Genomic DNA, 12,321 nt, shown 5'->3' with positions numbered 1-12,321 from the left:
TGGACAAGGACGGTGAAATCAGTGAAAAAGTTTATTAGTTCCATCGCAATCATGTTCACACTCATTTTCACAATACAGATTCATGCAAATGCGCAAGCACAGCTGAATTCGTATCTGATTAGTGGTGGAAAGCAAAGCGACATAGTGAATTATATGAATGATAACGGAATGCGCATTGAAAAAGCATATCCTGCCTTCAACATTATTTCAGCATCGTTGACAAGCACCGAAATTGATAGTTTACAAGATAAATACCCGAAAATTACAATTCAAAACAACCTGACATACGAAAAAAATGTGGACAAAGAACTTGTATCCAGTTCACTGATCAATACAACTAAAAAAATCACAACCCCTTACACAGGCAAAGGCGTAAAAGTCGCTGTCCTTGACTCTGGCATCGATGTCAACCATCGAGACCTAAATGTCAAAGGCGGCTACTGCTCCATGAATAACGATTGTCCGTTTGACGTCCCTTATGACGACGACAACGGCCACGGAACTCACGTCGCGGGAATCATTGCAGCTCTTGCCAATCAAACCGGAATTGTTGGCATCGCACCTGAAGTCGAACTTTACAGCATTAAAGCACTCAACGGATTCGGCGTCGGTTCGACAAATAGTCTGATTGACGGCATTGATTGGGCCATCAAACAGAAAATTGATATTTTAAACTTAAGTATTACGACTGAAAAAGACGACCCCGCTCTTGAAACAGCACTGAAGAAAGCTTATGACCAAGGAATGCTGATCGTCGGCTCGGGCGGAAACAATGGCGGCGAGAAAACAGGCACAGTCATGTACCCGGCCAAATATGATTCTGTCATCGCAGTTGCGGCGGTCAAATCAGACTTGACGAAGCTCAAGAACAGCGCAACTGGAAAGGAAATTGACATTGCGGCACCTGGCGAATCAATTTTCAGTACCTACCCGATGAAATGGGATTTTGAAGACAGCAAAGCAGACGGATACACTCGTTTATCCGGAACGTCAATGGCGACAGCACATGTGACGGGAATCCTCGCACTCTACAAAGAACGCTTCCCGACATTGACGAATACCGAGCTACGTAAACTGATCGTGGATTCCGCAAAGGACCTTGGAGAACCGGGAAGAGATGAAATCTTCGGTTACGGCCTTATCCAGTACAAGCAAAACTATGAAAACACAATTGAATTCATAGAGAAATCAGAGCCTGGAAAAGTAACGTTGCAATATACGGGCGATAAAATAGTGGCGATCCAAGGCGACAACAACATAGTTCTTACAGATGGAAAGTGGGAAGTTTATGGCGTTGGAGGAATCTTTGATGTATTAATCAAGACCAAAACCGCACAAGGTACCGAGTGGATTGAAAAGAAAATCATTCATCTACAAGAGCCTAATTTCAAGGATATGAACAACCGCCAGCGTTTTTCCGCCCCAATCGGATATTTGACGAACAAGAAACAGTTGAAAGGCTTCCCGGATGCAACAATACGTCCATACGAAAACATCACAAGGGCTGAAGCGGCTACCATTATCGGAAGGGCGTTGGGCTATCCAGAAAAGTCAGCAACAAACACATTTAAAGACGTATCGCCGACTTCATTTGCCGCCGGTTACATCGAGGCATTGAAAAACGCCGGCATCGTTTCCGGATTTGCAGGAAATACATTTAAGCCTGATCAGAAGGTGACACGCGGGGAAATGGCAATCCTCATATCCAAAGCATTCAAATTGAAAACGGATAACGTCAATCGATTCACTGACTGCAGTCCATCAATGGCTTCCTATGATGCCGTTAACGCACTTGTCTCTGCAAAAATCACGAATGGCTATACCGATAACACATTCAAACCGAACGACCAAATGAGCCGTGCAGATTTCGCAGTCTTCCTTGCGAGGGTGCAAGAGGACGCGTTCAAGTAAATAATATATAGAGATTCCAATGAAGAAAACCGGGAGTGAGAATAAACAATGAAAGCGATTAAAATTGCGCTTATCCTTCTATTAATAGCGAGCGTGCTTCCTACTTTGCAAGCAAAAGCAACGTCCGGAAACATAGATGAATTTGCACTGAACTTCGAAGGGACTCCCTACAAATTTGCAGGCAACACACCCGAGGAAGGTTTCGACTGCTCGGGCTTCATCGTATACGTATTCAACCATTTCAATATCCAACTTCCAAGGACGTCAGAAGGACAGTTCAGCCATGGCACGCCTATTGAAGCCGAAGAGTTGCAACCGGGAGATCTCGTATTCTTCAAAGATACGTACAAACCCGGAATCTCTCACACTGGCATCTACTTGGGTGACAATCAATTCATCTCCGCCGAAAACGAAAAGCGCGGAGTCGCCAAAGCGAAATTATTCGGCCATCCATACTGGGAGCCGCGGTATATTGGAGCAAAACGTCTAACGGATACGTATCCGAATCCAAGTCCAAGTCCAAGTCCAAACCTATCACCGACTATACCGGATATTCAGGAAAAATCATTTGTCGATGTGGACGCCAAGCACCCTGCCTACAATGCAATCCTGAATTTAAGCGGCTCAGGCATTATCAACGGATTTCCAAATGACGAATTCAAACCGGAAGAAACAATCACCCGTGGACAAGCAGCAGCCATGTTGAACCGCGTATTGAAACTAACACCAACGAATGTAGAAATAGTATTCAAAGACGTCGATAAAAATCATCAGTTCGCAATCCATATTGCAGCAATGAACGAAGCAGATATTTTAAGAGGGTACGAGAACGGAAACTTCGGACTAAACGATCATCTGACACGCACCCAGTTAGCAGTAATCGTCGACCGCGCTTTCAGCCTACAAGAGAAAGCAAAAGGACAAGTTCGTGTCTCTTCCTACAACGACATCCCGTCAACGTACTGGGCCATGAACTCAATCAACGCCCTCAAACAGTTAGACAAAACAGGCGTCTTCCAAACGCCAACATACGAATTCACCAAAATCGTAACAAGAGCCGAATTCGCAGCTGCCGTATACAGCTCTATCAACGCAAATTAATAAAATCTATTCAAACTCCGTCTCATAGACCGATAGTAATATAGTAAATAGCTTTTTAGGGGGAAGTAAATGAAACGCAAACTAGCAGCGATGATTGTCATCCTGATGCTACTACTACAAATAACACCCTCAGTCTCCCATGCGGATGAACTGACAGGTTTGACATTGGAAAAAGAACTACGTGAATTGGTCTCAATGGGAATCATCAAAGGATTCTCAGACGGTAAAATCTATCCGAAAGCCGACGTAAGCCGCGGAGACTTCGCAGCATTCCTTGCACGAACAATGAAACTATCAGCAGAAGTACCAGAATTCACCGATGTGAATCCATCTTCAGCAATCGCAAGTGAAATCGGCGCCATCCAAAAAAGCGGCATTATGAAAGGCACACTGGACGGCAGATTCATGCCAACGAAACTAATGACAAGGGAAGAAATGGCCGTTACTGCAGCACGCGCAATTGCCTACATCGGCATTTCAGTCGATGCACAGGAAATCGTTCTCACTGACGAATCCATATTCGCATCTGCAGAAGGAGTCAATGCAGCGAAAATCGTATTCGCGGCGGGAATCATGAACGGAACGAAAGTCGACCCGACGCGAACAATCATCACATTCGACCCAGCTGGACTTTCGAAAAGGGACCAAGTGGCGGCTGTACTTAGCCGATTCCTTGCATTCAGGGCAAAGCATGAACTTCCTGAATTAGAGCCGGAAGAGCCATCAGTACCGGAAAAACCAACTCCACCCGTAGCCGCACCGGATAAGTTCCAGCTTGCTATTGTTGAAAATAAAGCAATGAAGCTGTTAGACAAGAAGTATGATACGTACGCCGAAGCGGTCAAAGCATTTACTACAAGTCCAATCGCAGAAGGAATCTATCAGGGCAAAGAGTTGCTGCGCATTAAAAGCGGCATGGCATTCGCCCAAGGACCATTAGGCAATGCAACAGTCATCTATTCAAGTCCGACATTCGCTACACAGCTCACTTACATTGAGGCAGGGCGTGAAATGGGCATTCTTGAATACGCGGAAAACTATGTAAAAGTTCAAGTAGGCGACACAGTCGGCTATGTGAAACATAACCAAATAGATTTCGTGCCTGTATCTATCTCAGAATCCAAAGACTACTATATTGGCAACAGCGCAGGTGAGCTGCTTCATTATACGTACAACTACCTGACACATGCGTATGGGGCATACAGTATCGGCCCGGTTCCTGAATTCATGAAGATCGGAACTCGCTACTATTCAAGAGATGGTGTCCATTTCCTTGATGGTTCAGGCAAAGCAGTCGGCACACACCATCCATACTTCCAGTTCCAGTCGATTCGTTCGAAAACAGAGTATACTGCTGAAGAATTGGATGCTTTCATCCTTCAAATTGTCGCGGAAAAGGAAAGCACAGGACTTCCGAAATACGCAGGTGCAACATTGAATTCGAAAATCATTGGTCTCGGCTCCTACATTAAGGAAATGGAAGAGTACTACCGGGTAAACGGACTCTTCATCCTATCAGCCGCCATGCACGAAAGTGACTTCGGCATGAGTAAAAATGCATTCGAGAAAAACAATCTTTTTGGCATCAGAGTATTCGACAGCACACCAGAAGCAGGGGAGAAATACGCAACTCCTGAACGAAGCATCGAAGCATTCGTACTCGAGTACGCCAACAAAAACTACGGCATTCCGGGACGTCCTTATGCGAAAGGCGCGGTTCCTGGAAATAAAACCGTCGGCTTCAACGTCCATTACGCTTCCGACCCAACATGGGGAGCAAAAATCTCCGGACATATGTGGAGAACGGACAAAGCATTAGGCAGCAGGGACTTCAACAGATACCGACTTGCCAGAACAAATGTCAAATCATCGTTGAACGTCCGAACTGAACCGGTCGTAACGCCAGAAACAGTCCTCTTCACATACGCCGAACGCGACCTTGGTCGCAGCGGCGAAAGCGGCTATCCAGTAGCAATCGTCGAACAACAAAAAGGCGCAGACGGCTACATCTGGTACAAAATCTTCGCCGACTCCGTCACCCACGACAAATCCGGCCAACACATCGAATTCGGCTGGATCCGCGGCGACTTCGTCACAGACTTGAATACGAAATAACAAAAAAGTAGAGGGAAATCCCTCTACTTTTTCTGTTGCAATTAAATAAACCTTTAACACGCGGTTAAGAATTGCGTCTTGCGCTCAAGAATATGGTTTAACGCTCAAGAACATGGTTTCGCGCTCAAGAACCGAGTCCCGCGCTCAAGAATATGGTTTCGCGCTCAAGAACTGAGTCTTGCGCTCAAGAATATTGTTTCGCGCTCAAGATCCGAGTCTTGCGCTCAAAGAATATGGTTTCGCGCTCAAGAAGCATACATCTTCGCCCAAGAAATCGCCCCGAAAATTAAAACCTTTAGATTGTCAAAAGCATTAATCGCGAGAAGGCAAATTGTATGTTAAGCAAATCGCCCGCGTCCATAGAAAACCTGAAAATCGGACGGGACAAACTTGAATCACGCATAAATCCAGAAACTCCCGCATATATTCTAAAAATTACGCATAAAACCGCCGACTCACGCATAAATCCCCGAACTTACGCATAAACTCGCCAACTCACGCATAAATCTCAAATCTCACGCTTTTACTTCTGACCTTCCTTACCCGCGTCTCAACATCCCCATAAATCGATTAAACCCTTCACGATACATCACCCGGATCATAACCGCATAAACAACTACGCCAATCGGCACAAGCACTGCCAACTGATAAAGCGAATACCAATCCCCGGCATGCAACAAAACCTTCGCTCCCCATACTGCAAGTCCCATTACAACCGCAGGCCCCACAACACGGGAACTCATCCGCGCAACACGCTTCAACTCTGCCATACCCAAGTCCTTATAAACAACAACCATCGATACTACAAAATAATAAATGCTGACAACCGAAGCCGAAATCGCAAGAGCCGGATACCCGTACTTATCGACCAACAGCCAATTCAATATGAAATTCACCGCAATCGTCGTCACACTAATCCGGAAAACAACCGCCGTCTTGCCCCGTGAATACATCGATTTAGACAAAATCAGTTGCATCCCCTGGAACACGATAATCGGCAAATAAAGCAGCAATGTGATATACGTATTGGAAGTATCAAACGCAGTAAACTTTCCACGTTCATAAATGAAAGATACAACCGCTTCTCCGACGACTAACAAGCCAATTGAAATCGGCAATAGCGTCACCAGTGATATCTCCATTCCGCGGAATACAGTATCCTTAAATTTATCCAGCTGCTCCGTTTGCTCGCTCATCAAAGTGAAAATGATGGCGGCAAGCGTCGTCGCATATATTGCATTCGGAATACTGATAATCAAAGATGAGTTGTTCAAATATGTAACAGCCGCTTCCTCGGTCCCGGACGCAAAATAACGGTTCACAAACATGTTCACCTGACCGACAACTGAATTCAATAGCGATGGAATGATCAGCACCAAAAATGCCTTGGCGAACGTCTTCTCCATATTGAATACCGGCTGCCATTTATAGTCCGAGCGGGCAAGCGCAACAACCTGCACAATAACACCCATCACCGTCCCGGTAATAAACCCGTAAACAAGAGAATAAATGCCCCATACATCACTGAAAAGAATTGCGAACACAGCCGCCATCAACGTCGCCAACAACTTCGACATTTGCGATGGCACGAAAATCCGCCGTGACTGCAAATAAGAGTCAAGCAATCCACTTAACGCAATCATCGTCATGAACGCGAAAAACAATCGTGTCATCTCAACAGCAAGCATCTTCGTTTCAAAAACAGCTTTCTGATAAATAAACGGTACGAACCAATCCGCGAAAAACCACCCGAATAAGCTCACAAACACAAATAATAAAACCGTCCAATTCAAAAGCGCATTCGCATTCCGGTCACTATGCTCCGGATTCCCCGCACGGCTCTTCACATACATCGGCAAAAACACATTATTAAAGCCCGTCGAAATCATCGCCACGACAAGCGTAATAAAACCGAAAGCCAAGAAATAAGCATCTGTCTCATGCGATGCCCCAAACTCCTTCGCAACAATCGACTCACGAATAAACCCCGACACCTTCAAAATAAGAGCAAGCAACGTCGTCCACAAAGCCGCCTTCTTCAATTTGCTCATAACCTCATCCACCTAACCCGCACTAACGCCAATAGACGCAGCACTTTATATAAAAATCCAACCAAAACCGCATAAATTCACTCAAACAAGCATAAACTCTCCCAGCCACGCATAAACTTCACGATTCACGCATAAACGACAAAACTCACGCATAAACCGCACCAAAAACGCATAAACACCCCAAATCCAGCATAACGCCTATTACAAACCCCTAATTTGTAAAAACCATTAGGCGCGAATAGGGGATTCGCATCCCTAAAATCCTCCCGCGGCACTCTAATCTCTTCCGAAATACACCATAATGAGAAGGCCATAACATTCAATGGGAAGTCAGCACACTAAAATCAAAAAATGCCCCCAACCCGGGCTGGAGGGCACACTAAATATCTCTTATCTTTTATCTCTTTAATCTTTTAAATCCCTTAACTTAAAAAGTAGGGTAGTATGCGCCAGTATATCCGTTGATTGCGAGTAAAAGCGAAGCGTTACGAGCACACCGGCAAAGCCGGTAATCAACACTGTCTACTCACTGCTTACCAAGCGCCTTCAAATAAATCGCCTCATACTTCTCCGCAGCAGCAAAATGCGAATAATCCGCAACAATCTTCGCCCGCGCTGCATCAGCCAACTTTTGCGCATAAACAGGATCCTCTAACAAACGGATCATCGCATCACTCAGCGCCTCAACATTCTGCTCCTCAACAAGCAAACCATCTACGCCATCATCGATAATCTCCTTCAGCCCGCCAACCGCACAAGCAATCAACGGAGCACCAGAACCCATCGCCTCAAGCGCGGAAATCGACGTCGCTTCCTCTACACCCGCCGAGTAAATCGACGGAACAAGAGCAACATTCGCCAACGCATAATACTCAAGGATATCCGAATGATCCACCGCGCCAACCAACGTCACACGATCCGAAATTCCAAGCTCATTTGCCTTCGCCTTCATCTCGTCCGCCATCTCACCAGTCCCCGCAAAAACAACACGTGCCTTAGGGAACTTCTCAAGAACCGCTGGCAACGACAAAATCGGATAAATTACACCGTTCTTCTTCGTCAAACGACGCGGAACGAAGAAAATCATATCATCCTTCGCAAATCCATACTTCTCACGGAACTCATCACGGCGCTCCATCTCAGGCTTAAACGACTCAACATCGATGAAGTTCTTAATCATATTCCCAACAACGCCAGTTTCCTTCTCAATATAATCCTTAATCCGCGTGTCGACCGTAATCACTTCACGCGTCGCCTTATACGACTGACGTTCCGCCTCCATCAGCTGATCCGCTTCCACAGAACCCTCAATTACCGTACCCTTAGAAATTCCCTCGAAAGTCAAATACCCATGAACCGTACTGACGACAGGCACATCCGATTCAAGCGCAGCAAGCGTCGTAAAAGCATCTTGCGCGTTAATCAGATCATATCCGCCGTCCTTAACTTTCTCCTTTATCAACGACTCAAGCTCATCCTTCCGCCGTTTCAACGTCCAGACATACCCCGAGCCTTTCTTCACTTTATTGAAAACAAATGCCGGTCCACGGACAACACCATCACGCTTCCACTTCGGAACATCCGAAAACGAAACAATATCGACAGAATGTCCTCGTGATTCAAGTCCAGCCTTTAAAGTTGTCAAATGGACTGATAACCCGCCCAAATGGGGATAATCATATGCAGTAGCTAATAAAATTTTCAATTCAACGTCCTCCATTCAAAAAACGTTCACGTAGTAAATCGACATTACGCAATGCTTCTTGGCGCAACACGTCAACTTTCGGTGCAATCATCTCTCTCGTTTCAGCACCATTGTCAAGTACGTAAAGGGCATTTTCAAGAAGTGCCTCTTTCGTGAAATCTCCAAGCGGGAAAGAGCGATCCCACATTCCGGAGCGCTTCAAAAAGCTTTCGACTTTCTGGTCATAGCTCAATCCGATATGTGGTACATTCGATAAAGCTGCGAATATCAACGCATGCAATCGCAATGCAATCGTCAACTCAGTCCTTGAAATGAAGTTATAAAACTCATTCGGTGTGAATGAATCACCCAACAAACGTGTCTTATTAGGATGTTTCATCTTCGCCATCACTTTTTTCGAAACATTCGTATCGTACGGAGGCTCCATTGGAACGAAAACAGGCAGAACGCCCCGCTGTTCAATCAGCTCGTCCAACACCCATGCAAGCTTCTCAATATACTCATCTTCATGATCAAACCAAGGACGAGGTGCAACCGCGACAAGGCGCTCATCACCTTTCAGACCAAGTGAAGCATATGCCACATGATCTTCTGTAGGCTTATAAGCGAAAACGATATCGGCAGTAACAACTGTCTCAGGCTTCGTCACCTTTAAATTCTCAAGATACTTTTTCGAATACTCGTCCCTTACAGTAACGAAATCAGCCTTATTCGCAATCGCGCGCATAAGGAACTTGCCCCAACCGCTTGTAACCGGTCCGATCCCTTGTGAGAAGAACATGACTTTCGTTCCGCATAGCTTCGCCAATAAAACAATGAGTAAATAATAAGGAAGCGGACCAAATAAAAACTTCGTCGGATATGTATCCTGAAGCAAACCGCCGCCCCCGGAGATCAACAAATCCGCCTTTCGCAACGCGGCAACCTTTTCCTTATTCTCATGACGCCAGCCACGGTAAACCGACTTCACCCCATGCTCCTTTGATGTCTTATCAGGGGAGAGCGAAAACACCGTAATGTCCGGATTATCAAGCTCAGCACGTAAATTATCAACAATCGCTTTCAAAATGGCCTCATCACCCGTATTACCAAGACCATAAAAGCCCGAAATGACTATTTTCAATAGATATCCTCCTCAAAACAAAAGCTTCCACGAAGCCGTGAAAGCATAGTTATAGTTAAATTAAAGTCGACTTTTTATATGTGACGAAATTCATAATAAAAATGTTGCCGTCACCGTTTTCATGAAAAGCCATTTTTCAACAAATTACGCATATCTGTAATTCTAATTCATTCTATCATCGTTCCCGTTTGCTATGCAACCGCTACGGGATTCTGCTATACTAATACAATTGAAAGCGAACGAATCGAGGGTCAGTCAATGAAAGAAACCTACCTTGGCGTCCATGTGTCGCCACTTACATATGAAGGAATCATCAACGAAATAAAAACCCGCATGACAGCCGGCCAGCAATCGACTATCATCGCCGTCAACCCGGAAAAAGTCATGGCCGCGCAAAAAAATCCAGAAGTGAAGCAACTTATTAATGGATCAACGTTTCAAATACCAGACGGTGTAGGTATACTACTTGCATCCAAAATGAAGAATGGAAAAATCCATTCCCGCGTAACCGGTGTCGACATGATGGCAAGACTGCTTAAATTTGCCGCAGACGAAGATCATCCCATCTATTTATACGGCGCAAAAAAAGAAGTCGTCCAAAAAGCCGCCGAAAATATAAAACAACAAAATCCCGGCATCACCATTGCAGGGATAACAGACGGGTATGAACAAGATGAAACAGCACTCATCAAGCGAATTAACGAAAGTGGAGCTGAAATCATTTTCGTCGCCCTTGGAAGTCCGAAACAAGAACTTTGGATAAAACGAAACATGGACAACCTGAAGAACGTCTTAGTATTTCAAGGGGTCGGTGGAAGCTTCGATGTATTTTCTGGAACGGTCAAACGGGCACCAGCCCTATTCAGAAATACAGGTACGGAGTGGCTTTACAGATTGGCAAGCGATCCAAAACGCATAAAGCGCCAAATGAACTTGCCCCTCTTCCTCATGAACATACTATTTAATAGAAGAAACTAAAAACAGTAAGGAGTCACTCAATATGAAAAAGTCAATTTGCATCGTCGGTTTAGGATATATCGGATTACCAACAGCAGTCATGTTTGCGAACCACGGACATCAAGTTCACGGCGTCGATGTCAATGAAAGCGTAGTGGAAAGCATACGCAACAAAAAGCTTCATATAGAAGAAAATGGTCTTCAAGAACGATTGGATGCAGCAATCGACTCGAACTCATTAACTGTTTCCACAACACCAGTGAAAGCGGACGTGTTCATCATTGCAGTCCCTTCACCGATCAGAGAAGACAAAACAGCGAACCTTGAATACATCCGCAGTGCGTCGAAAGCAATTGCGCCATTCGTTGAAAAGGGGAACCTTGTCATTCTTGAGTCGACAGTTCCACCAAGAACTGTTCAAGACGTCGTCATTCCTGAACTTATCCCGTCCGGCCTTGAAATTGGTACCGACCTTTTCGTTTCCCATTCACCTGAACGGGTAATCCCTGGCCGCGTATTTGAAGAACTGATTTCAAATGACCGCATCATTGGTGGCATCAACGAAGAATCTGCAAGAATGACTTCTGATCTTTACCGTTCATTCGTCAAAGGTCAGATGCATGAAACAGACGATACAACTGCAGAACTCGTCAAAGTAATGGAAAACACATACCGTGACGTCAACATCGCATTGGCAAACGAACTTGCAAAACTATCGGCGACAATCGGCGTGAACGTTTGGGAAGCGATTCGTCTCGCAAACTTCCACCCACGCGTCAATATCCACCAACCAGGACCTGGAGTAGGTGGACATTGCATAGCAGTCGACCCGTGGTTCCTTGTTGAATTAAACCCGGAAATAGCAAAAATCATCAATCTATCACGCAAAACGAATGACGGAATGCCAGCGTACACTGCAAATCTATTAACGACAATCCTTCAGGCGAAAGGTATCGAAACACACTATGCAAAAGTCGCGGTTCTTGGCCTTGCATTCAAAGGAAATATCGATGACATGAGGGAAAGCCCATCCATCGATGTCGTTGAGGAACTTCAAAAGAAAGAGTTGAATGTAGTAGCATTCGATCCGCATATTAAAAAGAACAATCTTGAAGTCCAAACGCAGAGCATGGAAGAGGCTCTACAAGAAGCAGTGGCGGCTATCATCCTTACAAGCCATGATGAATTCACATATCTCGATCCGAATGAAATCGCCGATATCATGGAGAACAAAATCATCATCGATACGAAGCAATGCATCGACCGCGAAAAGTGGCAAGCGGCAGGTTTTGAAGTTTATGTATTAGGAGATTCAAAAAATAGTCCGTTTTAAATTCCTAAAGGCGGGTAAAGCCTTT

At 45.1% G+C, this 12,321-nt stretch carries 9 protein-coding genes; 6 read left to right on the top strand and 3 right to left on the bottom strand.

What is annotated here, in order from left to right; all coding sequences use genetic code 11:
* The first annotated feature begins 21 nt into the window (after positions 1-21).
* From NSQ43_RS16105 to NSQ43_RS16090, 4 genes are all read left to right on the top strand, one after another.
* Positions 22-1,911: a S8 family serine peptidase gene (locus NSQ43_RS16105; protein ID WP_339251861.1), complete on the top strand. Its 1,890-nt coding sequence runs from the start codon at positions 22-24 to the stop codon at positions 1,909-1,911.
* A gap of 48 nt (positions 1,912-1,959) precedes the next feature.
* Positions 1,960-3,012, top strand: a complete 1,053-nt coding sequence (locus NSQ43_RS16100; RefSeq protein ID WP_339251859.1) for an NlpC/P60 family protein — start codon at positions 1,960-1,962, stop codon at positions 3,010-3,012.
* Between the two features lie 69 nt (positions 3,013-3,081).
* The gene (locus NSQ43_RS16095; RefSeq protein ID WP_339251857.1) at positions 3,082-5,127 is read left to right on the top strand and encodes an S-layer homology domain-containing protein; all 2,046 of its coding nucleotides are present in this window, start codon (positions 3,082-3,084) and stop codon (positions 5,125-5,127) included.
* Between the two features lie 78 nt (positions 5,128-5,205).
* Entirely contained in the window at positions 5,206-5,469 is a 264-nt protein-coding gene (locus NSQ43_RS16090) for a hypothetical protein (RefSeq protein ID WP_339251856.1), read from the top strand.
* Between the two features lie 197 nt (positions 5,470-5,666).
* On the opposite strand, the gene murJ is transcribed toward NSQ43_RS16090, so the two are convergent.
* From murJ to csaB, 3 genes are all read right to left on the bottom strand, one after another.
* A complete protein-coding gene (gene murJ, locus NSQ43_RS16085; RefSeq protein ID WP_339251854.1) occupies positions 5,667-7,178 on the bottom strand; it encodes a murein biosynthesis integral membrane protein MurJ in 1,512 nt (503 codons plus the stop codon).
* 526 nt (positions 7,179-7,704) lie between these two features.
* The gene (locus tag NSQ43_RS16080) at positions 7,705-8,883 is read right to left on the bottom strand and encodes a glycosyltransferase family 4 protein (RefSeq protein ID WP_339251852.1); all 1,179 of its coding nucleotides are present in this window, start codon (positions 8,881-8,883) and stop codon (positions 7,705-7,707) included.
* A gap of 1 nt (position 8,884) precedes the next feature.
* Positions 8,885-10,006: a polysaccharide pyruvyl transferase CsaB gene (gene csaB, locus NSQ43_RS16075; RefSeq protein WP_339251850.1), complete on the bottom strand. Its 1,122-nt coding sequence runs from the start codon at positions 10,004-10,006 to the stop codon at positions 8,885-8,887.
* A gap of 258 nt (positions 10,007-10,264) precedes the next feature.
* Here csaB and NSQ43_RS16070 point away from each other — a divergent pair, with 258 nt between their 5' ends.
* Positions 10,265-10,984 carry a WecB/TagA/CpsF family glycosyltransferase gene (locus NSQ43_RS16070; protein ID WP_339251849.1) on the top strand — a complete coding sequence of 240 codons (720 nt, stop codon included), beginning with the start codon at positions 10,265-10,267 and terminating at the stop codon, positions 10,982-10,984.
* A 22-nt stretch (positions 10,985-11,006) separates the two neighbouring features.
* Positions 11,007-12,296 (top strand): nucleotide sugar dehydrogenase, encoded by a 1,290-nt coding sequence (locus tag NSQ43_RS16065; RefSeq protein WP_339251848.1) that lies wholly within the window; start codon positions 11,007-11,009, stop codon positions 12,294-12,296.
* Positions 12,297-12,321: the final 25 nt, after the last annotated feature.

This window comes from Sporosarcina sp. FSL W8-0480 (assembly GCF_037963765.1).
Taxonomy (GTDB): domain Bacteria; phylum Bacillota; class Bacilli; order Bacillales_A; family Planococcaceae; genus Sporosarcina.
The sequence above is the reverse complement of the archived record's forward strand: the minus strand, read 5'-3'. Positions and strand labels throughout refer to the sequence as shown.